Below are 23,900 nucleotides of genomic sequence, written 5' to 3'. Positions count from 1 at the left end.
TAGGCACGTCGCCCGCTCACGGGGGCGGGTCTTGAGCGGATCCTAAGAGGTCAACCTTTCGCCAGCCTTGCGTGGTGGCGAATGGATGTTGCCGGATGTCACGAAGCGGACATGAAGGAAGGGGTTAGCCGCCCCGCTGCCAGTACAAAACGCTCAGCTGCTCGATGCAGCAATCGAGCGGGCTCTGGATCCTGGTGGACCGCCTGCGCGCCGAGAGGGCCCAGGCGCCGATCTGAATGACACCTGGCGGCAAGAAAAAAGCGGACCGCGCTCGGGGCACGGTCCGCTTTTTCACTGACTGAATGCGGGCGTCAGCCGCGCAGTCGCGTGTTGAGCACGGCGATGTGCTCCGGGCCGATGCCGCAGCAGCCGCCGATCAGGCTCGCGCCACGCGCCTGCCAGTCCTGGGCGAAGCTCAGGTAGCCGGGCGGATCCAGGTCCGGACGCAAGGGGTCGAGGCCGTCGTTGGCGGTGGCCTCTTCCGGCTGGGGCGGGAAGGCGTTGGCATAGGCGCCAAAGGGAATCTCGACTCCCGCCGCGGCAAAGGTCGTCCGTGCGGTATCCAGCGCCGCGGCCATCACCTCGGGCTGGCTGCAGTTGAACAGCAGTGCCCCGGCGCCCAGCTCCACCGCCAGCTGCGCGGCCTCGGCCACCGGCTCGCCGGATCTCAGCCGTGGGATCTCGTCGACGTCTTCGTCCTTCAGGGTAAAGGACAGCCACAGCGGCTTGCCGTCGTCGGGCAGGCCGGCGGCGATGGCGCGCACCTCGGCCAGGGCGCTCTGGGTCTCCGCCAGCCAGAGATCGACATGGGGCGCCAGGCCGCGGATCAGCGGCTGCAGCAGCTCGTCCACCCGCGCCGGCTCGAACAGATCGGGGCGATAGGAACCGAACAGCGGCGGCAGGGAGCCCGCCACCCGCACCGGCTGACCGCTGGCTGCCACGGCCTGCCGCGCCAGTTGGCCGGCGCGCGCGGCCAGGCTCTCGCCTTCGGTGGCGAAGCGCTCCTCGCCAATATGGAAGGGCACCACCGCATAGCTGTTGCTGGTGATCACCTGGGCACCCGCCTCGATATAGGCCCGATGCACCGCCTCCACCTGCTCCGGCGCCTCGCTCAGGGCCAGGGCCGACCACTCCGGCTGGCGAAAGGGCGCGCCACGGCGCTGCAGCTCGCGGCCCATGCCACCGTCGAGCAGAACAAGATTCATGTTGGCCATATAGCTATTTCACTTTTCCTTATAACCAAAACAGAGTTCAATATCGGTTCTCATATCTCTCTAATACCAGGCCCTCTTTCCCTTTGCAAAGGACGCCCCCATGAGAACCGCTCTGCTATCGGCCCTCGGCCTGACCCTGGCGCTGGCTGCCACCTCGGCCTCGGCCGGCGCCACCCTGGACCGCATCAAGGCCAAGGGCGAGCTGGTCAATGTGCTCATGGAGAGCTATCCACCCTTCTCCCAGCTCAATGCCCAGAATCAGCTGGAAGGCTTCGACGTCGACGTGGCCAAGGCCGTGGCCGACAAGCTCGGCGTCAAGCTGCGCCTGGAAACCCCTTCCTGGGACGTGATCGCCGCCGGTCGCTGGAGCGGTCGCTACGACGTCTGCATCTGCTCCATGACGCCCAGCCAGGCGCGCGCCCAGGTGTTCGATTTCCCGGTCAACTACTACGCCTCGCCAGCGGTGATCGTGGTCAACGCCGGTGACGACCGCATCCACGGTGCCAAGGACCTCTCCGGCAAGAAGGTCGGCGTTACCAGCGCCTCCTCCTACGAAGGCTACCTGAACAAGGACCTGACCATCGAAGGCCAGGAGGACAAGCCGCTGAGCTATCCCTTCGACCAGGTGCAGGTGGTGCCCTTCCCCGACGACAACGTCGCCTTCCAGGACCTGGGCCTGGGCGCCGGCAAACGCCTGGACGCGGTGCTGACCAACCTGGTGACCGCCCAGCCGCGCCTGGCCCAGGACAGCAAGTTCAAGCTGGCGGGCGCGCCGCTCTATGCCGAGCCCAACGCCGTGGCCATCGAGAAGGGTGATGCGGAATTCGCCGCCAAGCTGCGCGAGATCATCGAGGGGCTGCGCCAGGATGGCACCCTCAAGCGGATCTCCGACAAGTGGATCGGTGCCGACATCAGCCAATGAGTCAGCTACCACCCCCGGTCAAATCGCGTCCCCTGTTGAGCTTTCGTACCCGCGTCTGGCTGACCTGGCTGGCGCTGCTGGCCGGGGGTGTGTGCTTCGTGCTCGGCTTCGACCTCAAGTTCGCCAGCGTCTGGCCGCGCCTGCCCAACCTGGTGGGCTGGCGCCTGGGGCCCAACGGCTTCCTGCAGGGCGCGGCCCTGACGCTGTTCCTCAGCCTCAGCTCCATCCTGGTGTCGGTGCTGCTGGGCTTCGCCGCGGCCCTGGGGCGGCTGTCGTCCAGCGCCCTGGCCTATGGCGTGGCGACCTTCTACGCCTCCTTCTTTCGTGGCACCCCGCTGCTGATCCAGATCCTGCTGATCTACCTGGGCCTGCCGCAGATCGGCGTGGTGCCCGGCGCCATCAGCGCCGGCATCCTCGCCCTGTCGCTGAACTACGGCGCCTACCTCAGCGAGATCTTTCGCGCCGGCCTGCTTGGCGTCCCCGCCGGTCAGCGCGAGGCGGCCCTGGCCCTGGGCCTGTCGCCGCGGGTGATCTTCTGGCGCGTCACCCTGCCCCAGGCCATGCGCAGCATCATCCCGCCCACCACCAGCCAGTTCATCTCCATGCTCAAGGACTCCTCCCTGGTTTCGGTGATGGGTGTCTGGGAGGTGATGTTCCTCGCCCAGTCCTATGGCCGCTCCAGCTATCGCTATCTGGAAATGCTGACCACCGCGGCGGTGCTCTACTGGCTGATGTCCCTGGCCATGGAATTCATGCAGTCGCGCTTGGAGCGGCACTATGGGAAGGCGTATCGGGGGCGTTAGGGCCTGTGGCTAGGCTGCGAAGCACTGACGTCCGATCGACGCCTCACCACCGGAGTAGCCAGGATGAAAGTGGATTGGCATGGTGCCGAGCTGACTCGTGCCGCCGTTATTGATCGGCACTACAGGCACACGCAGAACGTTCGCCGCTTCATGCTCGCGGCCTGTGGCGAGGCCTTCCGCTTCGATCGCGACCTCATGGCGTGGATCCGCAGGGGAGTACCCAAGACCCTGGGCGATGTGGTGGATGAATGGCACCGTCGGCAACGCGGTCGATAGCGTCTTGCTGTCTCTAGTCACTCGCTGATCCTCGCTGTTTATAAGCGGAAGCGGAGGCCACATGACTGAAACGGAAACCACTACTCAAAAGCTGTCCCGTTTTGAAACGGCGCGTTTTTGTCTTGAATCGCTGATGGCCAACTGTTCGCGGTTGATCCAGGCAGAAGAGGCGAAATCAGAGCCGGATCAGGCCTGTATCGATCAATTGAAGGCCAGGCGTCGCGAATACCGCAGACTTCGTAACGATCTGGATTTCGACGATCAAAGACAGGTCGAGGACGCCATAGCCACCTATGGCCCTCAGGCAAAAGCCGCTATGCAACAGACAGCGAGACAGGATCCTGGTGCGAGCTGATTGACTGGGCGCCAACCGGGATGAATGCCGATCGTGCTGGATGACGTCAGCGTAGGAAAAGCTGCTCCTCAAAGGATCGCACCCGGTACAGGCGGAGTGATCCTTTGAAATCGCAATTATGGCAGCAGGATCCAGCCACTACTTGAGATCGGTCGTCAGCTCCGGCGTACCGAAGCTGACGAGCCTGGCATTGGAACGTTCGAAATAGCCCTGCCAGAAACGTTCGAGACTCTGCAGTACCTTGCCAGAACGATAGGCACCCTTGGCATCGTCACCGATCAAGCCCGCACCCATGACATACACCCGGGCGCCGTCCAGTTGGGCGAACAGCTCCTTCTTCTCTACCTTGGCCAGCTCGGCTGCAGGGTCGATTCCACGAATGCGGTTGGCTTGATAGAAGCTGCCGAAGTCGCTGTTCTCCAGCATGTCTGATACCAGCAGAATGATCTGATCCTCGCTAGGCTCCTGGCCTAGGTCTTCGCCAATCTTCTTGAGGCTGGCGAAGATTTCACTGCGCGATATCTCCTCGTTAGGCTTGCCGAAACTCTCGACGAATTGCTTGCCGAACGTCTTCTGGAAAAAAGCGGCCTGCTGTTGCAGACAGGTATCGAGCTTCTTGAGGCTGGCGTTGCCGATATGGTTACGCACCTTCCCAACCAACGGTTTTTCCAGGATGCCGGCAAACTGCAACTTCATGTAGTTGTTCTGCAACAAAGCCGAAAATTGATAGAGCTTGATGCTGTCGCCTGGCTGTAGGTATCTCAGGGTGTGCTCCCAGGCACTGCTTTTGAGCGCCTGGGGCATATTGACCGTTTCATCGATGACCACCGTCAACGCTCGCCCCGACGGGGCTGGCTGTTCGCTGGCCAATTGCGCATAGCGGTAACAGCTCGGCAAGTCGTTACGTTCAGCCGCCATTGTCGCAGGCGCCAACAATAGGCCCACAATTGCCAAGGTTGTGGTCAGGCGCATTTCAGGCACCCTCTTTCTTGGCACGCTTTATCGCCATCTGAACTTTCTGCTTGCTCAGCAGTGCGGCGCTGTCGACACCCAGTTCTTCGCCGATGGCGGTCAGTTCTTCGGGCGAATAGACCGTGAGGTCGCCCAGGTTGGCGATCAAGGCGTTCTGCTCTAGGGCAGGTGCCGGTGCCGATACAGATGCTGGTGCTGGTGCTGGTGCTTCAACGGTCGCGCTCGACGAACGCTCAGGAGCTGAGGTTTCAGCAACAGCAGCCACGTTGTTGAGCGCAGCCAATTCACGCTGCAACGCCTGTTTTTGCTTGGCGGTATCAAGCGCCTCACGCATCGCTTCCAGCTCGCTGGCAGCCTGATGCGCTTTTTTCTGCCGCTGACTTTCGCTGTTCTGCCGCTCTTTCTCGTTGGCATAGAGCGCAAAGCTCCGACGCAGACCACGGTCGGCACTACCGCCTAGAGAATGACGATGCTCGATCCGCTCTTGCAGACTGCTGAGCTTGGCCTCGGCATCTCGGGCGACTCGATCACGCTGACTCTGCTGATAGGCCGCGAATTCGCTGGCACTGCTGAAGCCGGAGATATAGCCCGCTGCTTCCCGTGACTGGGTGCCGGCGAACGAACGGAAAACGCCGATCAGGATGCCGATGATCTGTACGCCGATGAAAATGACCGACAGGATGAAGAAGGTGAGTTTGTAGGCGAAGATCCGATCGCCAGCCACTTCACTGGCCGCACGCTGGTCAGCCGCCTGACCATCGGCAGTGGCTTCGCTGGGCAACTGGAAAGGCGAAGCGTCTGGGATGAGCGCCGAACTGCTACCCGACGCATAGGGCGAACCGTTTACCTGCTGGGTTTCCAGCTCGTTGATGGTGGACGCTCGGATAAAATAGGCACCAATGGCCAGAGTTAGAATAAGCGCCGTAGCAATGATAGTGGTCCACCAGGTCGGGGAGACCGTGGCGTTGTGCTTTACTCGATTGATGATATGCAGGTACTTGGGCTCTTTATCATCGAGGCCGGTACGGTCCAGATCGACGTTGGCATCGGCCTGAAGATCCTTGGCGTTGTTGTTGCGCCGAGCCTGCCGATGCCATTCGCGGGCTTTGCGGATAAGGCCGTTGCGGTGAATCTCGGCACCCATGAGGTGGGTAGCAGGAACCAGAATGGTACCGATCAGCAGGGAGATGACGATGGCCGAGAATTCCGCCTGATTGGCGGAAATATTGTTGGCAATGAAAGGCGCCAGTACCAGGGCGAAGATGAACGCCTCAAGGATCACCAGAAAGATACTGCCGATCCACAGGGGCAATCCCGTAGGTTTGCGGCCGCGCTCTTCCACCTTGTTCAGATAGTTTGCGCATTTGTCGTAGAAGGTTGCGTCCTTGTTCACGCGCTCATAATAGCGATGGTATTTCGCGCATAGTTCACGCTCGGCCTTGTACCAGGCCGTCCCGCCTTCTTCACGATCCTGCATGAGATCGCGTTTGGACGCCTTGGCGATGAAGCCCACGACCGGAAAACTGACGCCCAGATTGAGAAAGAAGTACTTAACCTCATCCCACCAGCGGATGATTACCACGACCAATACCAGCAGGCTGATCAGCGGCCATATCGCGTAGCGATAAGCCGCCAGCGCTGTTGTCAACGTCTCGAAAAGTTCCATGTTTCGTCCCCGGAATCAGCCGCGCACAGGCGCGTAAGTCGCTATGTAAGGTTTGGTGCCATTGTCGTAAAACAGGTCGCCGTCGATACTCTTGTCGCCGGTCTTTTTAATTACTACATCAATACAACTTACCGGTGCCTGCTCGGGCTTTTCCAAGAAGACCCGGTAGAGAATGGCGTCTTCGCCTTCATAGGTATTGGCGACGGCCGTATAGGCATCGCTGGGTCCGCCTTTGTTTTTTTCATAGTTCTGGGTAATGAAGACTTTCGGATCCTTCACCAGCGCAGCGTTGTCACGCAGCACGGCAACCGGCGACAGGGTCACAAGATGGCCATTGACCAGACCGGCCCAGGCGCGCCCGTTCATGCCGGGCAGGTATTCGCGCGTGACATGGTCAGATAGCGCAGCGCCGGTCGCGAAGCTTTTGACCTCGCCGCTGACGCGCGGGGCGTCCTGCTGACAGCTGCTCATGGGTACCTGGGCATAGGCACTGGAAATCAGCGCGAATCCGCCACTTTTCGGACGCAGGGCCTGACCGAGCTTCCAGGCACCGCTATCAACCGGCTGACCGCCGAAATCGATTTTCGCCAAGCTCGGCTTCGTCTGCCGAGGCGCCTCGGCATCTGTCGTCTTGGCCGCTTTCGACGGCGCAGTGGCAACAACCGGTTTTTTACCCTCGGGCTTGGCCACGGACTCCGTGGCGGTGCCATGGGCCAGATACTTGGCGTTGTTCTTTTCCGCGTTGATGCGCTTGACCAGCATGGCCTTGTCATTCAACTCGACGATCTCGACGCGGCGGTTCTTGCCGCGTTCGAGCGGATTGCTGTTGTCGGCGATGGGGCGCGAGGCGCCGGCACCCTGGAAGTACATGCGGTCTCGCGAAATGCCCTGCTCGACCAGAATGCTCGCCACTGCCCGCGCGCGCTGCTCCGACAGTGCCTGGTTAATGGCCGGCGTACCGGTGGCATCGGTGTGGCCGACGATGAGGATCGGCGTGGCTTCCTTGCCCACATAGGCACTGGCCAACTTGCCGATCTTGCGGCGACCTTCGTCGTTGAGCTGAGCACTCCCTATCGGGAACATACCTTCGTCGGCGATCTGGGCCACCAGGCCCGCCTCTTGCGGCGCGGCCGAAGGTGTAGCGGCGGCGGTCTGCAGCGTTTCCACCTGTAGCGGGATCTTTTCCTGTTCGGCGATCTGCTTGAGTCGCTCAAGACGATTCTTGTAGGCCAGAGCCGCGCCACAACCCACCGAGGCACCGACCACGGCCCCGGCGATCAGCGTCGCACCATCGCCCTTGGCCAGCGCAGCCGCGGCTACGCCCGTAGCGGCACCAAGGAAACCGCCGGCCAGGCAGTTGACGGTGCGACTCTGGCCGCTGGAAAAATTATCGACGGTGGCGCAGCCGGTAACGCCCAAGGAAATGGCTACGGTCAGCGCAGCAAGGCGTACTGGCCGGGAAGGAAGCAAAGAAGCCTGACTCACGTAAGTGACTCCTGGTTACTGGAGATAACGGATAACCAGGATGAAACGACCTATGATGTTTCATCCATGAAAACGGCGGGTGCTCTATCTAGCAGGATAGAAGCCTGGATTATATCCCGATATTACGGGTGGAAAGTGAAGAAGTGGGTTCGATGCAATGACAGCCAACTTGAGTCGGGCCTAATAATCTCAAGGCAATATCATAACTAACGTTATTGCCTGCATAACTACTCCATCCAGGCCCGCCGCAGCCTGGCCAGCGCCTCGACGATCCGCGCCTCCGGCACCGCAGCAAAACCCAGCACCAACCCGGCGCGGGCGTCGGGCGGGGTCGGGCCCTCCGGTAGCCAGTAGCGCGACAGCGCATTGAGCTCCACCCCGACCGCGGCTGCCCGCTCTACCAGTTCGGCTTCGCGGGCCGGATGGGTGACCGGCAGGCACAGATGCAAGCCGGCCACCGGCACGCCCGGCGCGGCGCAACCAGCGACCGCGGGCCAGCCGGCCAGCAGGGCATCGCGGCGGCTACGCGCCGCACGTCGCATGCGCCGGATATGGCGCTGGAAATGGCCCTGCTCGATGAAGTCGGCCATGACCGTCTGGGTGGCGCTGTCGAGATGGCGGATGCCGGCCCGTTGCAGTTCCAGCAGCGCCGGCAGCAGCGCGAGCGGGGCCACCAGATAGCCCAGGCGCAGGCCGGGAAAGGCGATCTTGGAAAAGGTGCCGACATAGAGCACCCGACTGTGGCGATCCAGCGCGGCCAGGGGCGCCAGCGGCGCGCCCTGGTAGCGGTACTCGCCGTCGTAGTCGTCCTCGATGATCCAGCCGTCCCGCTGGCGCGCCCAGTCCAGCAGCGCCAGGCGGCGCGGCAGGGACAGCACCGCGCCGGTGGGGTACTGGTGCGACGGGGTGACATAGACCAGCCGGCAGTCCGGCAGCCCTGCCAGCTGCTCCACCACCAGCCCGGCCCCATCCACCGCGACTCCCTGCAATCGCGCCCCGCCACTCTGCAAGGCCAGGCCCGCGGCGCGATAGCCAGGATCCTCCATGGCCGCCCGGGCTCCGGGCGCCAGCAGCAACCGGGCGCAGAGTTCGATGGCCTGCTGGGCGCCGCTGGTGATGAGGATCTGCTCGGGTGCGCAGGCCAGGCCCCGCGCCTGGCGCAGGTAGGCGCTCAGCAAGCGCCGCAGGCGTAGTTCGCCGCCGGGTTCGCGATAGCCGAGCAGGGCCGGCTCGGGCTGGCGCCAGAAGCGCTGCTGCAGCCGCGCCCAGGTAGCGAAGGGAAACAGATCCACCGCTGGCAGACCGACGCGAAAGGCGCACGGCGCGCCGGGTGGCACGCTGGCTGGAGGCGCAGGCGTGGCCCTGACCGTGGCATCGGGAGCGGTCAGGGCCTGGGTCACGGGCACGACATAGGTACCGTCGCCCGGGCGGCTGTCGAGAAAGCCCTCGGCCAGCAGCTGCTCGTAGGCCGCGGTTACGGTATTGCGCGACACGCCCAGCAGCCGCGCCAGTTCGCGACTGGCCGGCAGGCGCACCCCGGCGGCAAGCTCACCAGTCAGGATCCGCCCCCGCAGGCCCTGGTAAAGCTGGCGCGCCAAGCCCTGTCCGGGCTCCAGCAACAGCCCCGACGGATCGAATCCCAGCATGGATTGGCACCCTGAAAGTTGCAGGAATTGGCTCTTACAGGGAGCCAAAGCCGACCTTAGCATGGCGAGACGTTGCTGGAGCCTTGCCATGTACCCCAACCCCGCCTTCTGTCTCGAAGACCTGCCCAGGCTGCACCAGCATCTGCGCGATCATGCCCTGGCGCTGCTGATCAGTCAGACCTCATCCGGTCCCCTGGTGAGCCATCTGCCGCTCTGGCTGGACCCCGACGAGGGCCCCCATGGCACCCTCTACGGCCATCTGGCGCGCAGCAATCCCCAGGCCCAGGCACTGGTCGCGGCGGGACAGGTACTGGCGGTGTTCCAGGGACCCCAGGCCTATGTCAGCCCGGCCTTCTATCCCGCCAAGGCCGAACATGGCCGGGTGGTGCCGACCTGGAATTACCAGGCGGTGCATGCCCGCGGCACGGTCGAGGTGTTCGATGACCCCGAGCGGCTGCTACGGCTGCTGGAGCGCCTCACCGATCAGCACGAAGCCGGGCGCGCCTGGCCCTGGCAGGTCGCGGATGCGCCCGCGGATTACGTCCAGGGCATGCTGCGCGCCATCCGTGGCCTGCGCCTGCCGCTGGACAGCCTCCAGGGCATCGCCAAACTCAGCCAGAATCGCACCGCCGCCGACCGCGAAGGCGTCCGCCAGGGCCTGGCCGCCAGCCCCGCACCCGGCGACCAGGCCCTGGCCGCCCTGATCCCCTCTCCCGCCTGACCTTGGAGTCACCCATGACCATCCGCCCCCTGACCGAAACCGATCACGCCGTCTGGCACGAGCTGTGGCAGGCCTACCTGGCCTTCTACGAGACCCGGCTGCCGGAAACCACCTATGCCCGCACCTGGCAGCGGCTGCTCGATCCACACGAACCCATGCACGGCGCCCTGGCCTTGGAGGATGACTGCGCCCTGGGACTGGTGCACTTCATCTATCACCGCTCCTGCTGGACGGAGGGGTCGTCGTGCTACCTAGAAGATCTCTATGTCGCAGCCGATAGCCGCGGAAAGGGTATCGGCGGGCAACTGATCGCCGACGTCTATCGCCAGGCGGACCTGGCTCGCTGTGACCGTGTCCATTGGCTCACCCACGAGACCAACCGCAACGCGCGGCGACTCTACGATGGGCTAGCGGAGCGTTCCGGCTTTCTCCAATACCAGCACCCCTGTACCCCTTCGGCCCCTGACCAACGCTAAGCCCGTGGAAGCCACCCCATGACTATTCGCCCCCTTACCCAGCATGATCACGACCTCTGGCACGACCTCTGGCAGGCCTATCTGGCCTTCTACGAGACCCGGCTGCCAGAAACCACCTATGCCCGCACCTGGCAGCGGCTGCTCGATCCCGCTCAGCCCCTGCATGGCGCCCTGGCCTGGGAGGGCGAGCGGCCGCTGGGCCTGGTGCACTTCATCTATCACCCCTCCTGCTGGACCGAGACCGACTACTGCTACCTGCAGGATCTCTATGTCGCCGAAGGCCATCGCGGCGGCGGCCTGGGCCGCGCCCTGATCGAGCATGTCTATGCCCGCGCCAAGGCCGACGGCTGCGACCGGGTGCACTGGCTGACCCAGGAGACCAACTATGCGGGACGCCAACTCTACGACCGCATCGCCACCCGCTCCGGTTTCATCCAGTACCGCCACCTGCTGGGAGACAGACCATGACCCCGCTCGACTGGACCCCGGCCCAGCTGCCCCAGCCCCGCTTGCTGCAGGGTCGCCATGTACGCCTGGAACCCCTGGACCCTCAGCGCCACGGCGCCGATCTCTGGCAGGCCCTGCACGATCAGGACCCGGCCCTGTGGGACTTTCTGCCCTATGGCCCCTTCACCGAGCAGGCGGCCTTCGACGGCTGGCTGGCGGGCCTGGCCGAAGGTCGCGATCCGCTGTTCTACGCCGTGGTGGATCCCCGCGACGGCCGTGCCCTGGGGCAGCTCAGCCTGATGAGCATCGTCCCTGAACACGGCAGCATCGAGATCGGCCATGTGGCCTTTGGCGGGCGCTTGCAGCGCACGCCCCTGGCCACCGAGGCCTTCTATCTGCTGATGCAGGAGGCCTTCTCCCTGGGCTATCGCCGTCTGGAGTGGAAATGCGACAACGCCAATGTCCGTTCCAAGCGCGCCGCCGAGCGACTGGGCATGCGCTCTGAAGGTCTGTTCCGCCAGCACCGGGTGGTCAAGGGTCGCAACCGCGACACCGCCTGGTTCAGCCTGCTGGATCACGAATGGCCCGCGGTGGACGCAGGCTTCAGACGTTGGCTGGCGGCGGAGAACTTCGACGCGGCAGGGCGCCAGCTGCGCGCCCTGGCGGTCACGTCTAGCAAATGAGAAGCAATACCAAGGAGGCGGGCAAAGCGCTATCCTAGAGAGGTTGCTACCACCAGTCTCTTTGCCGTGACCGCCATCCACGTCCTGCTCGTCGACGACCACCGCAAGCTGCGCGAACCCCTGGCGATCTACTTGCGGCGCCAGGGGTTCGAGGCCACCACCGCGGCCGATGCCACGCGAATGAAGGCGCTGCTCGCGCAGCAGCGCTTCGACGTCATCGTCCTCGACGTGATGCTGCCGGATGGCGACGGCTTCAGTCTCTGCCGTGAGCTGCGCCAGCGCGACACGACGCCGGTGATCCTGCTCACCGCCCGGTGCGAACTGGACGATCGGGTGCTGGGCCTGGAACAGGGCGCCGACGACTACCTGACCAAGCCGTTCGAACCGCGTGAATTGGTGGCGCGAATTCGCACCCTGCATCGTCGCTCCCGAACGACCGCGCCGCCGCCTCCGCGCGAGTCCATCCCAGCGGCAATCTATCGTTTCGCGGGTTGGCACTACGCCGCCGTCAGCCAGCGCCTGCAGTATCCCGATGGCAGCACCCGCCGCCTGGGCCAGGCGGAGGCCCGCCTGCTGCTGGCGTTCCTGTGTCAGCCCCAGACCGTGCTGCATCGCGATCTCTTGCTGGACCGGGTGCGACCGCCCGATCGCGAGTTGGAGGACCGCAGCCTGGATCGCCAGGTCAGTCGGCTGCGCCTGCGCCTGGCCGATCCGGCCGGCGAGTCGCCGCTGCGCACCGTCTGGGGCCGCGGCTATCTGCTGGATTGCCCGGTAGAGGCACTGGACGGGCCATGATCGCTCCTTGGCGGCGCTGGCTGCAGGGCATCACGCCGCGCCTCTGTCTGCTGTTCTGCGCCGCCTTGCTGCTGGCGCACGCGGCCGCGGCGCTGGTCCTGCACCAGACCGGCGCGCTGGTCCATCCGCTGTCCTATGGTCAGGCCTTGGAGCGCCTGGCGGTGGCCCGTACCGCGGTCGAACGCCTGCCGACGGTACAGGCGCAGGCCCTGCTACGGGTGCTGGCCGAGGCACCGGCGCAGGTCTGGGTGGCCGCGACGCCGGAGGTGACGCCCTTCGCCATGCTCGCCGAGGAACGTCGCCTGACCCGGGATCTGGCGCGACGCCTGGGGCAGACCGAAGACGGCCTGGTGATGCAGTTGGAAGGCCTGGCGGGCAACGCCGCCCGCGCCTCACCGCTGACCCCGGCCGGCTGGGCCCCCCTGCGCTTGCGCAGCAGCGTGCGCCTGCCGGACGGTCGCTGGCTCAATGCCGTGCAGTATCCGGCGCGCAGCGACGGCTGGCTGACCGCCCTGGGCTGGTCGCTGCTGCTGGGCGCCCTACCGGTGCTGCTGCTGGCTTGGCTGTTGATCGGCCAGCTGGTACGGCCGCTGCAACGGCTCACCCGCGCCGCCGAGGGACTCAGCCGGGGCGAGCGCAGTCGATTGGAGGTCCGCCAGGGCCCGCGCGAGGCCAGGGAACTGGCCGCGGCCTTCGAGCTGATGCAGGAGCGGCTGCTGCGCCACCTGGACGATCGGGTGCGCATGCTGGCCGCCATCAGCCACGACTTCAACACTCCGCTGGCCGCACTGCGGGTGCAGCTGGCCCTGCTGGAGCCCTCGGCCGAACGCGACGACATGGAGGAAAGCCTGGCCGAACTGGACGCCATGGTGCAGGAAACCCTCGACTTCATCCGTGGCGAACGCCAGACCGAAGCCCATCAGGAGGTCGACCTAAGTGCCCTGCTGCAGGACCTGCACGGGCGTTACCGGGCGCTGGGTCAGCCGGTGACCTGGTCGGGCGCCGCCGCGGCACCGCTCCGTGGTCGTCCGCTGGCGCTCAAGCGCGCCCTGGGCAATCTGCTCGACAACGCCCTGCAGCACGGTGGCAGCGCCGCCCTGGAGCTGTCGCAGCCTGAGCCACAGCTGCTCCGGCTGGACATCCTCGACGACGGCCCCGGCTTGCCGGAGGATCAGCTGGAGCAGGTCTTCGAGCCCTTCTACCGGCCCCCGGGGCAGGACTCCGCCCGCGGCCTGGGTCTGGGCCTGGCCATCGCCCGTGCCTGCATCCTCGCCCATGGCGGGGAACTGCACCTGCACAATCGCCCGCAAGGCGGCCTCTGCGCCCGGATCCTACTGCCATCGGCCACCTAGTTCGGGTCGCGCACAACGAAATCCAACGGCCCTTTGGTTAGGGCAGGCAATGCCGGACTTTGAAGTTTGGATACTCTCAGCTGATCGCGGCCATGGCGGTCCGCCGATGCGGCCGCTCCTACGGTAGCTTTCGTGCCTGTAGGAGCGGCCCATGGCCGCGATAGCCCAAGCCAGAGCAACGGACCGCCCTGGTCGTGCCAAGACAGTGGTTCCCAAGCTGGCGACACCCTGTAGGATCAGGATCCTGCTACTGGAGACGAACGCCTGCTCGGCTAGCCCCCTCTCCCTCTGGGAGAGGGTTGGGGTGAGGCGCGCCTCACAACGGCTTTCCTAGTGGAAAAAGCTCCGCCGTTTTCCACGCTATGGTTCCGGCACCAACGCGCGTCCACCACAGTGGAGGTTCCACGTGGAGCATCTGGCTCCCTTAGAAACTCAAGGTCGCACTCACCCAGAGATGCCGACCGTAGTTCACCGTGCCATAGGTCTCGTCGTCCAGGCGGCGGTCGTTCAGGTTGCGGATGGCGGCATTGAAGCTCAGGTTGCGCGTCGCCACGAAGCCACCGCCCACGTCCCAGGTGGTATAGGCCGGGGCGGCCTCGCCGGTCAGGGTAGCGTCGTACTCTTCACCGTAGTAGTCCAGCGCCGTCCACAGGTTGAGGCGGTCCGACAGGGTCCAGTCCAGGCGGACGTTGGCCTTGCGCTCCGGGGTCAGGGCCAGGGGCGCACCCTGGTTGGGACCGCTGCGCTGCTCCGAGTCGAGATAGGTGAAGTTGCCGCCTAGACGCAGGGCCTCGGTGATGTCCCAGCCACCGCTGAGCTCCACACCGCGGATCACCGCCTCGTCGACATTGATGCGGTCCATGCGGATATAGCCATTCCAGCGCTCGGTGGTGGTGACCGTGGACAGCTTGTCCTGGAAGTCGTTGTAGAACAGCGTCGCCGCCGCCTCCAGATTGCGCCGGTTGGACCAGAGCGCCGCCACCTCGTAGTTGGTGCTGGTTTCCGGCTTGAGATCCGGATTGCCGAGCATGACAAAGCGGTTGCGCCGCAGATAGGCATAACCCGGCGCCACGGCGCGGATTTCCGGTGCCTTGAAGCCGCGCGAGACGCCGCCCTTGAAGGTCCACTCAGGGGTCGCATGCCAGACCCCATAGAGCCGCGGACTCCAGTGATTGCCATACAGCTCGTGGTGATCCAGGCGCAGCCCGCCGGTGAGGGCAAAGCTGTCGGTGATGGCCCACTCGTCCTCGGCGAACAAGGCCTGCTGGGTCACCGCGAAGGAATACTGGCGGCGATCGTTCAGCCCCTGGTTCCAGTCCTGCACCTCCCCGCGGTTGTATTGCAGACCGGTGGTGAGCAGGTGGTCGTCCAGTGGCGTCACCAGCTTGGCGTCGAACACGGTGTTCTCGACCTGCGGCTTGCGCCCATAGACATCGGTCTGCGCCGGCGTGGCCAGGCCTTCGCGGGAGGTCTCCTCGTGCAGCAGCGACACGTCCGAGCGCAGCCCGCCGGCCCAGTGGCCAGTGTGACTCAGCGACCAGTGATCACGGTCGTTGTCCTGTTGGCGGGTCGCCCAGTTGTCGCTCAGGCCGTCGCCGTTGCGCAGGCGTGTCTGCCCGGCTTCCAGCAGGAATTCATGATTCTCGTTCGGGGTGAAGGCCAGGCGCCCGGTCAGGTCGCGATGGCGCGCCTTGCTGAAGCCCTGGGTCCGCTCAATGTCGTCGTCGGCCTGGCGATCCAGGTAGCGGCCCCACAGCTGCAGGCCGAGCAATTCGCTGTGCAGCGGCCCGCTGAGAAAGAACTGGCCCTGGCGCGAATTGCCCTGGTCGCTGTGCTGCTGGGCGATGTAGTCGGTGGTCAGGGCGCCGTGCCAGGTGGCGGTGTTCTTCTTGGTGATGATGTTGATCACCCCACCGATGGCATCGGAGCCGTACAGCGAGGACATGGGCCCCCGCACCACCTCGATGCGCTCGATGGCCGCGGCTGGCGGGATGAAGCTCTGCTCGTAGCCGCGATTGCCGTTGACCCGTGACTCCCGCGCGCTTTGCCGCTTGCCGTCGACCAGGATCAGGGTGTAGTCCCCCGGCATGCCGCGGATGGAGATGTCGGTCTCGTTGGCCGCGCCGTTGACCACCACCCCCTCGACGTCGCGCAGGGCATCGCCCAGATCGCGGATCGGGCGCTTGCGCAGGGTCTCGGCGTCGATCACCGTGACCGAGGCCGGGGCGTCCTCCAGCCGCTGTTCGAAGCCGGAGGCGGTGACCACCGTGGTGTCGAGATCGGTGATCTCTTCGGCCTGGATCGCCAGACTGGCCACAGCCAGGCCGAGCGCCAGGGGCGTAGGGATGAAGCGTTGCAACCTTGCCATGCAGCGTGCCCTCCAAACGGGAAAGGGCACGGATGGTAATGATTGACGTTACGCAAATTGGGACAGGTTGGGACAGCTGCCCTCACTCGCCGCGGATGTAGCCTTCCAGGTGGCGGATCAGCTCCGCCTGCTGCACGGTGGTCGCCTTGACCAGGTCACCGATGGACAGCAGCCCGATCAGTTTGCCATTGCCCATCACCGGCAGGTGGCGCAGGTGGTGGTCGGTCATCATCTGCATGCAGTCGCCCACGGTCTGCTGCGGCAGCACGATGATGACCGCCTCGGTCATGATCTCGCTGACCGGGGTGGCATAGGAGGAACGCCCCTCCAGCGCCACCTTGCGCGCATAGTCGCGCTCGCTGACGATGCCCACCAACTCGCCGTCGCGCATCACCGGCAGGGCCCCGACGTTCTTTTCCGCCATCAGCCGCAGGGCGTCGAGCACCCAGGCGTCCGGAGCGATGGTGTAGACGTCCTGCTGGGTCTTGAGGGCGAGCAACTGGGCGACGGTTTTCATGGTGGTTCTCCTGAGGTGAGGCGAGCGTGACCGGCGACGCCTGGCAGAGCCGGTCAGCTGATTACATCAGGCCGCTTGAACGCCCTTGTCGCCCGAACGACGTCGATCCCGCCACAGGCGCCATGCCAGGGCCAGCAGGAAACCGACCGTCAGCAGCAGCACCATGGTCGGTGCTGGCGCGCTGTCCCAGACCAGGCTCAGCAACACCCCGCCCAGGGCGGCCGCCACGGCCAGCGTCGTGGCCACCAGCAGCATCCAGCCAAAGGAGCGGGTCAGCAGAAAGGCGGTGGCACCGGGGGCGATCAGCAAGGCCACCACCGGCACCATACCCACCGCCTGCAGGGCGCCGACCACGGTCAGGGCGATGAGTCCGAGCAGGCCGTAGTGCAGCAACTCCACCCGCAGGCCCAGGGCCCGTGCCTGGGCGGCATCGAAGGCCAGCACCAGCAGGTCGCGCCAGCGACAGACCAGCGCCAGCAGCACCAGGGCGGCGATCACCGCCATCTGCCAGAAGGCCTCCGGGGTCACTCCCAGCAGATCGCCGAGCAGGATGTGGTCCAGGTGCAGCTCGGTGGGCAGCCGGGCGTGCAGCACCAGGCCCAGGCCGAACATGCCGGAGAAGACCACGCCCATGAGGGTGTCCTGCTTCACCCGGCTGTGGCGCTTGAGATAGCCGGTGGCCAGGGCGCAACCCAGTCCCGCGACGAAGGCGCCCACGACCAGGGGCGCCCCCAGCGCCGAAGCCAGCACCAGGCCGGGAAACACCGCGTGGGCGATGGCGTCGCCCAGCAGCGCCCAGCCCTTGAGCACCAGAAAACAGGACAGCAGCGCCGTGGGCACCGCCACCAGCACGGCCATCAGCAGCGCCTGGCGCATGAAATCGACTTCCAGGGTCAGCAGCAGCCAGTCCATCAGCCCGCCTCCGCCGTCTGCCGCGCCCGGCGCCGATTGGCCAGCAGGCCGTGACGCGGCGCCAGCACGAAGGCCAGCAGAAAGATCAGCGTCTGCAGGACCACCACGCAGCCTCCGGTGGCGCCGTCGAGGAAGTAGCTGAGATAGGTGCCCAGCAGGCCGCTGCCGACGCCGATGGCCACGCTGATCAGCACCACTCGCGAGAAGCGATCACTGAGCAGATAGGCCGTCGCCCCCGGCGTCACTACCAGGGCGATGACCAGGAAGGCGCCCACCGTCTGCATGGCCGCCACGGTGCTCAGCGCCAGCAGGGTAAAGAACAGCAGCTTGTAGCCGGTGGGATTGAGGCCGCAGGCACGCGCCTGGCCCTCGTCGAAGAACACCAGCAGGAGGTCGCGCCACTTGAGCAGCAGCACCAACAGGGAGACGGCGGCGATGATCAGCAGCTGGCGACTGGCCTCGGGGGTGATGGCCAGGATGTTGCCGAAGACGATGGTCTGGATGTCCACCGCCACCGGCGCCAGCGAGACCAGGAACAGCCCGCCACCAAAGAAGGCGCTGAAGATCAGCCCGATGATGACGTCTTCTTTCAGCCGGGTGTACTGCCGCAGCCCCAGCATGGCTCCGGCCGCCGCGCCGCCGGCGAGAAAGGCGCCCAGGGCCAGCGGCAGCCCGAGCAGATAGGCGCCGGCCACCCCCGGTACCACGGCATGGGACAGGGCATCGCCGATCAGCGACCAGCCCTTGAGCATCAGATAGGCGGAGAGAAAGGCGCACAGCCCACCCACCAGGGCCGCCGCGCCCAGGGCGTTTTTCATGTAGCCGTAGGCCAGGGGTTCCAGCAGCCACTCCATCAGGCACGCTCTCGCCACTGGGGCGGTTGCGACGCCTGGCGTCCCCCCTCGAACAGGCGCAGGGCGCCACCGAAGGTCCGCTCCAGATTCTCCCGGGTAAAGACCTCGGCCGTCGGCCCCTGGGCCAACACGGTGCGATCGAGCAGCACGGTGCGGTCGCAGAAGCGCTCGATGCTGGCCAGGTCATGGGTCGAGACCAGCATCGAGCGACCCTCGGCGCGCAGGGCCTGGAGCAATTCGATGATGGCGCGCTCGGAGGTGGCGTCCACCCCGGTGAAGGGTTCATCCAGCAGGATCACCCGGCTGTCCTGAGCCAGGGCGCGGGCGAGGAAGACGCGCTTCTTCTGGCCACCGGAGAGTTCGCCGATCTGCCGTTTGCGCAAGTCGGTCAGCCCTACCCGGGCCAGGGCGGCGGCCACCGCCTGGTGATCGGCGGCGCGCGCCAGGCGCAGGAAATTCATCCGGCCATAGCGCCCCATGAGCACCACGTCTTCCACCCGCACCGGAAAGTCCCAGTCGACGTCTTCGCTCTGGGGCACATAGGCGACCAGATTACGCTTCAGGGCCTGGGCCACCGGCAGGTCATCGACCCGCACCTGACCGGTGCGCAGGGGCACGAAGCCCATGATCGCCTTGAACAGGGTGGACTTGCCGCTGCCATTGACGCCCACCAGGGCGGTGATGGACCCGCCGGGCACCACCAGGCTGGCGTCGCGTAGGGCGGTATGGCCATTGCGATAGGTCACGCCGACCCCGTCGAGAGCGATCATGGCGCCAGCCCCTTGACCAGGGTTTCGGTGGTGACCCGCAGCAGGTCCAGATAGGTGGGCACCGGACCGTCGGCGGCGCTCAGGGAATCCACATAGAGCACCCCGCCGTAGCGGGCGCCGCTCTCCCGCGCCACCTGCTCGGCCGGTGCGGCGGACACGGTGCTCTCGCTGAACACCGCCAGAATCCGCTCGGCGCGCACTGTCTCGATCACCCGGCGCACCTGCTGCGGGGTGCCCTGGGCATCGGCGTTGATTGGCCAGAGATAGAGTTCCTTGAGGCCCAGGTCACGCGCCAGATAGCTGAAGGCACCCTCGCTGGAGACCAGCCAGCGGCGCTGCTCGGGAATCCCCTGCAGCTGCTGGCGCAGGGGATCGAGGGTGGCGGTGATGCGCGTCTTGTAGGCCTCGGCGTTACGGCGGTAGGTCTCGGCATTGGCCGGATCGTGCTGCACCAGCGCATCGCGGATGTTGTCGACGTAGACCAGCGCCGCCTGCGGCGACATCCAGGCATGGGGATTGGGCTTGCCGGCATAGGGACCCTGGGCGATGGCGATGGGCGCGACGCCCTGGGAGACCACCGCGCTGGGCACGTCCTTCATGCGGCTGAAGAAACGCTCGAACCAGAGCTCCAGATTCAGGCCGTTCCACAGCACCAGCTGGGCATCGCGTGCCTTGAGCAGATCGCCCGGGGTGGGCTGGTAGTTGTGGATCTCGGCACCGGGCTTGGTGATGGACTCCACCTGAGCGGCGTCGCCCGCCACGTTGCGCGCCATGTCGGCGATCACCGTGAAGGTGGTGACCACCTTGAACGGCTCCGCCGCCTGGACAGGGTTGCCCAGCAGCAGTCCCAACAAACCCATCAGGGTCCAGCGTTTCGTCTTCTCCAGCATCCGGCCAGCCTCTCGGTAGTTATAGCCTTGGCTAAATTAGATAGCACAACCTATCAGAGGTGCAGGGAGACTTTGTAACCTGGGATGAGAACGCTCGACAGAGATACGAGCAGTGAAAGGCGCCTCAGCAGGAACGCACGCGAGGCAGCGCGGCAGGACCAAGCGGCCCTGCCTGCTAGGTAGAAGATCAGTGCGCGGCGTGCACCAGAGCGCTGCGCGAACGCTCGGGCTGGGTCTCCAGCGGGCGACGTTCGGCGTGCTGATCGAGCAGCTTGTCCAGTAGTCCACGCAGAGCACGTCTTTTCAGATCTTTCAGCATCGCGAATCCTCCCGGGATCGTTATAGCCTTGGCTATATTAAATAGCAGACCCTATCGAGAGGCGTTAGTGCTTTTTCTCAATCGAATGGATAGAAACCGCCCATAAAAAAGGGGGCCTAGTGGCCCCCGAGGGAAATCGAAGTGATCTCAGCCTTCGATTTCAATCAAGACTTCACCCGGATTGACCCGGTCGCCCTTGGCCACCCGCACCGCGATGACGGTGCCGGCGATGGGTGCCTGGATCTCGGTCTCCATCTTCATGGCTTCGGTGACCAGCACGCCCTGCCCGGCCTTGACCTGATCGCCTTCCTTGACCAGCACCTCGACGATGTTGCCTGGCATGGTGGTGCTGACATCGCCCGGACGCTCCGCCTGGCGCCGCCGCTGGCCGCCTTCGGCGACGAAATCGCCGCTGGCCTCGAACACCACCTCTTCCGGCACGCCGTCGATGGACAGGTAGAAGTGCCGCTTGCCCTCGCTCTTGAGGCCGATGCCAGTGATGTCGACCTGGTAGGTCTCGCCGTGCACATCGACGCTGAAGGCGGTCGGCACACCCTGGCCACCCACCGCGGCCACGCCATCGGCCGACGGCATGGGCAGCAAGGCTTCCGGCACCAGGGTGCCGGCAGCGCGTTCTTCGAGGAATTTGCGTCCGATATCGGGGAACATGGCGAAGGTCATCACGTCCTCTTCGCGCTTGGCCAGGTCGCCGATCTCGGCACGCAGTCGCGCCAGCTCGGGGCTGAGCAGATCGGCCGGACGCCCCTCGATGACCTCTTCCTGGCCGATGGCCTGCTTGCGCAACTGCTCGCAGATGGCGCCCGGCGCCTTGCCGTAGCGACCCTGCAGATAGAGCTTCACCTCGTTGGTGATGGTCTTGTAGCGCTCGCCGGCCAGCACGTTGAAGAAGGCCTGGGTGCCGACGATCTGCGAGGTCGGCGTCACCAGGGGCGGATAGCCCAGGTCCTTGCGCACCCGCGGGATCTCCTCCAGCACCTCGTTCATGCGATTGAGGGCGCCCTGCTCGCGCAACTGGTTGGCCAGGTTGGAGATCATGCCGCCCGGCACCTGGTTGACCTGCACCCGGGTATCGACCCCGGTGAATTCGCTCTCGAACTGGTGGTACTTCTTGCGCACCGCATGGAAGTACAGGCCGATCTCCTGCAGCAGTTCCAGGTCCAGCCCGGTGTCGTAGGGCGTATCGCGCAAGGCGGCGACCATGGATTCGGTACCCGGGTGGCTGGTGCCCCAGGCCATGCTGGAGATCGCCGTGTCGATGCGGTCGGCGCCGTTCTCCACCGCCTTGAGCTGGCACATGGCGGCCACCCCGGCGGTGTCGTGGGAGTGCACCACCACATCCAGCGTCAGGGCCTCCTTGAGCGCCTTGACCAGCTCGCCGGTGGCATAGGGGGTGAGCAGACCGGCCATGTCCTTGATGGCGATGGAATCCACGCCCAAGTCGGCCATGCGCTTGGCCTGGTCGACGAAGGCCGCCACGCTGTGTACCGGGCTGGTGGTGTAGCAGAGGGTACCCTGGGCGTGCTTGCCGCTGGCCTTGACCGCCCGGATGGCGGTCTCCAGGTTACGCACATCGTTCATGGCATCGAAGATACGGAAGACGTCGATGCCATTGGCTGCCGCGCGCTCGACGAAGGCCTCGACCACATCATCGCTGTAGTGCCGATAGCCCAGCAGATTCTGCCCGCGCAGGAGCATCTGCAGGCGGGTATTGGGCAGCGCCTGGCGCAGCTGGCGCAGACGCTCCCAGGGGTCTTCCTTGAGGAAGCGCACGCAGGCGTCGAAGGTGGCGCCGCCCCAGACTTCCAGCGACCAGTAGCCGACCTGGTCGAGCTTGGCGCAGATCGGCAGCATGTCTTCGGTACGCATGCGGGTCGCCAGCAGCGATTGGTGGGCGTCGCGCAGGATGGTGTCGGTGATCTGGATGCTTTTCATTGTTCTGTCCTTACAAACCGGCATGGGCGGCGATGGCGGCGGCGATGGCGATGGCCAGGTGCGTCGGGTTGCGCTTGATCGAGTACTGGGTCAGCTCCGGATGGCTCTCCACGAAGCTGGTGTTGAAGCGCCCGCTGCGGAATTCGGGATCGCGCAGGATGGCCTGGTAATAGGGCGCGGTGGTCTTCACCCCCTGCACGCGCATGTCGTCCAGGGCGCGCAGGCCACGGTCCATGGCCTCTTCCCAGGTCAGCGCCCAGACGATCAGCTTGAGACACATGGAATCGTAGTACGGCGGTATCACGTAGCCGGTGTAGATGGCGGTGTCGGTACGCACCCCCGGGCCGCCCGGCGCGTAGTAGCGGGTGATCTTGCCGAAGCTCGGCAGGAAGTTGTTCTTGGGATCCTCGGCGTTGATGCGGAACTGCAGGGCGAAGCCGCGGTGCTGGACGTCTTCCTGGGCAAAGGACAGCGGCAGCCCGGAAGCGATGCGGATCTGCTCGCGGACGATGTCGATGCCGGTGATTTCCTCGGTGATGGTGTGCTCCACCTGCACCCGGGTGTTCATCTCCATGAAATACACCTCGCCCTCGGCGAGCAGGAATTCCACGGTACCGGCGTTCTCGTAGCCCACCGCCTTGGCGGCACGCACGGCGAGATCACCGATGTAGGCGCGCTGCTCGGGAGTCAGCTGGGGGCTGGGGGCGATCTCGATCAGCTTCTGGTTGCGCCTCTGGATGGAGCAGTCGCGCTCGAACAGATGCACGGTGTTGCCGTGGCTGTCGGCGAGGATCTGCGCCTCGATGTGCTTGGGATTGACGATGCACTTCTCGAGAAACACCTCGGCCGAGCCGAAGGCCTTGGTCGCCTCGGAAATCACCCGCGGATAGGCCTGCTCCAGCTCCTCGCGCGAGTTGCAGCGACGGATACCGCGCCCGCCGCCGCCGGAGGTGGCCTTGAGCATCACCGGGTAACCGATACGATCGCCTTCGCGCAGGGCCTCGGCGATGTCCGCCACGTTGCCCTCGGTGCCCGGGGTGCAGGGCACGCCGGCGGCGATCATGCTGCGCCGCGCTTCGGTCTTGTCGCCCATGCGGCGAATGACCTCGGCGGACGGCCCGATGAAGCGGATACCGCGCTGGGCGCAGATTTCCGCCAGTTCGGCGTTTTCGGAAAGGAAGCCATAGCCGGGATGCAGGGCATCGCAGCCGGTCTCCACGGCCAGGTTCACCAGCTTGCGCGGGTTGAGATAGCCCTCCAGCGGATCGCTGCCGATCCCATGGGCTTCGTCGGCACGTTTCACGTGGAGCGCTTGGCGATCGGCGTCGGAATAGACCGCTACCGAGCGGATGCCCATCTCGGCACAGGCACGCACGATGCGCACGGCGATCTCGCCCCGATTGGCGATAAGTATCTTCTTGATCACACCTGGCTCCTTGTCTGCTGCAACCTGCAGCCGCTTGTTATTGCCGGTGATCCGAAGCTACGCCAGGGCCTCTCTTAT

The 23,900-nt window shown here is 65.3% G+C and carries 24 protein-coding genes; 10 read left to right on the top strand and 14 right to left on the bottom strand.

The window, feature by feature from the left end; genetic code table 11:
* Positions 1-311: 311 nt before the first annotated feature.
* Entirely contained in the window at positions 312-1,214 is a 903-nt protein-coding gene (locus BMZ43_RS09955) for a homocysteine S-methyltransferase family protein (RefSeq protein ID WP_064307054.1), read from the bottom strand.
* A gap of 100 nt (positions 1,215-1,314) precedes the next feature.
* On the opposite strand from BMZ43_RS09955, the gene BMZ43_RS09950 reads away from it, so the two are divergent.
* The 4 genes from BMZ43_RS09950 (at position 1,315) to BMZ43_RS26045 (ending at position 3,570) form a co-directional block, all read left to right on the top strand.
* Positions 1,315-2,136: a transporter substrate-binding domain-containing protein gene (locus BMZ43_RS09950; RefSeq protein ID WP_017639192.1), complete on the top strand. Its 822-nt coding sequence runs from the start codon at positions 1,315-1,317 to the stop codon at positions 2,134-2,136.
* Positions 2,133-2,939: an amino acid ABC transporter permease gene (locus tag BMZ43_RS09945; protein ID WP_093253017.1), complete on the top strand. Its 807-nt coding sequence runs from the start codon at positions 2,133-2,135 to the stop codon at positions 2,937-2,939. The genes BMZ43_RS09950 and BMZ43_RS09945 overlap by 4 nt, the downstream gene beginning before the upstream one ends.
* A gap of 63 nt (positions 2,940-3,002) precedes the next feature.
* The gene (locus BMZ43_RS09940; protein WP_017639190.1) at positions 3,003-3,215 is read left to right on the top strand and encodes a DUF6434 domain-containing protein; all 213 of its coding nucleotides are present in this window, start codon (positions 3,003-3,005) and stop codon (positions 3,213-3,215) included.
* A gap of 61 nt (positions 3,216-3,276) precedes the next feature.
* Complete coding sequence (locus BMZ43_RS26045) at positions 3,277-3,570, top strand: hypothetical protein (protein ID WP_143075249.1); 294 nt, start codon at positions 3,277-3,279, stop codon at positions 3,568-3,570.
* Between the two features lie 138 nt (positions 3,571-3,708).
* On the opposite strand, the gene BMZ43_RS09930 is transcribed toward BMZ43_RS26045, so the two are convergent.
* The 4 genes from BMZ43_RS09930 to BMZ43_RS09915 form a co-directional block, all read right to left on the bottom strand.
* Positions 3,709-4,542, bottom strand: coding sequence for a hypothetical protein (locus tag BMZ43_RS09930; RefSeq protein ID WP_026083629.1), 834 nt, complete (start codon positions 4,540-4,542; stop codon positions 3,709-3,711).
* Position 4,543: 1 nt separating this feature from the next.
* A complete protein-coding gene (locus BMZ43_RS09925; RefSeq protein WP_093253013.1) occupies positions 4,544-6,208 on the bottom strand; it encodes a hypothetical protein in 1,665 nt (554 codons plus the stop codon).
* A gap of 15 nt (positions 6,209-6,223) precedes the next feature.
* Positions 6,224-7,693 (bottom strand): OmpA family protein, encoded by a 1,470-nt coding sequence (locus BMZ43_RS09920; protein WP_143075248.1) that lies wholly within the window; start codon positions 7,691-7,693, stop codon positions 6,224-6,226.
* A 227-nt stretch (positions 7,694-7,920) separates the two neighbouring features.
* Positions 7,921-9,339, bottom strand: a complete 1,419-nt coding sequence (locus BMZ43_RS09915; protein WP_093253009.1) for a MocR-like pyridoxine biosynthesis transcription factor PdxR — start codon at positions 9,337-9,339, stop codon at positions 7,921-7,923.
* An 88-nt stretch (positions 9,340-9,427) separates the two neighbouring features.
* Between BMZ43_RS09915 and BMZ43_RS09910 the strand changes: the two genes are divergently transcribed.
* From BMZ43_RS09910 to BMZ43_RS09885, 6 genes are all read left to right on the top strand, one after another.
* On the top strand, positions 9,428-10,060 hold the full coding sequence (locus BMZ43_RS09910) for an FMN-binding negative transcriptional regulator (protein ID WP_093253004.1): 633 nt from the start codon (positions 9,428-9,430) through the stop codon (positions 10,058-10,060).
* Between the two features lie 14 nt (positions 10,061-10,074).
* A complete protein-coding gene (locus tag BMZ43_RS09905) occupies positions 10,075-10,536 on the top strand; it encodes a GNAT family N-acetyltransferase (RefSeq protein WP_177344800.1) in 462 nt (153 codons plus the stop codon).
* Between the two features lie 18 nt (positions 10,537-10,554).
* A complete protein-coding gene (locus tag BMZ43_RS09900) occupies positions 10,555-11,004 on the top strand; it encodes a GNAT family N-acetyltransferase (RefSeq protein ID WP_093252994.1) in 450 nt (149 codons plus the stop codon).
* The gene (locus BMZ43_RS09895) at positions 11,001-11,666 is read left to right on the top strand and encodes a GNAT family N-acetyltransferase (protein WP_093252991.1); all 666 of its coding nucleotides are present in this window, start codon (positions 11,001-11,003) and stop codon (positions 11,664-11,666) included. The genes BMZ43_RS09900 and BMZ43_RS09895 overlap by 4 nt, the downstream gene beginning before the upstream one ends.
* Before the next feature lie 66 nt (positions 11,667-11,732).
* Positions 11,733-12,461, top strand: a complete 729-nt coding sequence (locus BMZ43_RS09890; protein ID WP_068384452.1) for a response regulator transcription factor — start codon at positions 11,733-11,735, stop codon at positions 12,459-12,461.
* Complete coding sequence (locus tag BMZ43_RS09885; protein WP_093252988.1) at positions 12,458-13,813, top strand: sensor histidine kinase; 1,356 nt, start codon at positions 12,458-12,460, stop codon at positions 13,811-13,813. Before BMZ43_RS09890 ends, BMZ43_RS09885 begins: the two co-directional genes overlap by 4 nt.
* A 424-nt stretch (positions 13,814-14,237) precedes the next feature.
* Here BMZ43_RS09885 and BMZ43_RS09880 read toward each other — a convergent pair whose 3' ends face one another.
* The 9 genes from BMZ43_RS09880 to BMZ43_RS09845 form a co-directional block, all read right to left on the bottom strand.
* Positions 14,238-16,181, bottom strand: coding sequence for a TonB-dependent receptor domain-containing protein (locus BMZ43_RS09880; RefSeq protein ID WP_177344799.1), 1,944 nt, complete (start codon positions 16,179-16,181; stop codon positions 14,238-14,240).
* Between the two features lie 82 nt (positions 16,182-16,263).
* Entirely contained in the window at positions 16,264-16,698 is a 435-nt protein-coding gene (locus BMZ43_RS09875; protein ID WP_017639179.1) for a CBS domain-containing protein, read from the bottom strand.
* 66 nt (positions 16,699-16,764) lie between these two features.
* Positions 16,765-17,610 carry a metal ABC transporter permease gene (locus BMZ43_RS09870; protein WP_093252975.1) on the bottom strand — a complete coding sequence of 282 codons (846 nt, stop codon included), beginning with the start codon at positions 17,608-17,610 and terminating at the stop codon, positions 16,765-16,767.
* Complete coding sequence (locus tag BMZ43_RS09865) at positions 17,610-18,464, bottom strand: metal ABC transporter permease (RefSeq protein WP_017639177.1); 855 nt, start codon at positions 18,462-18,464, stop codon at positions 17,610-17,612. The genes BMZ43_RS09870 and BMZ43_RS09865 overlap by 1 nt, the downstream gene beginning before the upstream one ends.
* On the bottom strand, positions 18,464-19,234 hold the full coding sequence (locus tag BMZ43_RS09860; protein ID WP_064307070.1) for a metal ABC transporter ATP-binding protein: 771 nt from the start codon (positions 19,232-19,234) through the stop codon (positions 18,464-18,466). The genes BMZ43_RS09865 and BMZ43_RS09860 overlap by 1 nt, the downstream gene beginning before the upstream one ends.
* Positions 19,231-20,124: a metal ABC transporter substrate-binding protein gene (locus BMZ43_RS09855; RefSeq protein ID WP_093252972.1), complete on the bottom strand. Its 894-nt coding sequence runs from the start codon at positions 20,122-20,124 to the stop codon at positions 19,231-19,233. Before BMZ43_RS09855 ends, BMZ43_RS09860 begins: the two co-directional genes overlap by 4 nt.
* Before the next feature lie 187 nt (positions 20,125-20,311).
* Positions 20,312-20,443: a hypothetical protein gene (locus BMZ43_RS26890; protein WP_256562914.1), complete on the bottom strand. Its 132-nt coding sequence runs from the start codon at positions 20,441-20,443 to the stop codon at positions 20,312-20,314.
* A 147-nt stretch (positions 20,444-20,590) separates the two neighbouring features.
* Positions 20,591-22,396, bottom strand: coding sequence for a sodium-extruding oxaloacetate decarboxylase subunit alpha (gene oadA, locus BMZ43_RS09850; protein WP_093252969.1), 1,806 nt, complete (start codon positions 22,394-22,396; stop codon positions 20,591-20,593).
* Positions 22,397-22,406: 10 nt separating this feature from the next.
* Complete coding sequence (locus BMZ43_RS09845) at positions 22,407-23,822, bottom strand: acetyl-CoA carboxylase biotin carboxylase subunit (protein WP_064307073.1); 1,416 nt, start codon at positions 23,820-23,822, stop codon at positions 22,407-22,409.
* Between the last annotated feature and the right edge of the window lie 78 nt (positions 23,823-23,900).

This window comes from Pseudomonas sp. Snoq117.2 (genome assembly GCF_900110545.1).
In the GTDB taxonomy this organism is placed as follows: Bacteria; Pseudomonadota; Gammaproteobacteria; order Pseudomonadales; family Pseudomonadaceae; genus Chryseomonas; species Chryseomonas benzopyrenica.
Note: the sequence above shows the minus strand (reverse complement) of the source record. Positions and strands in the feature narration are given on the sequence as shown.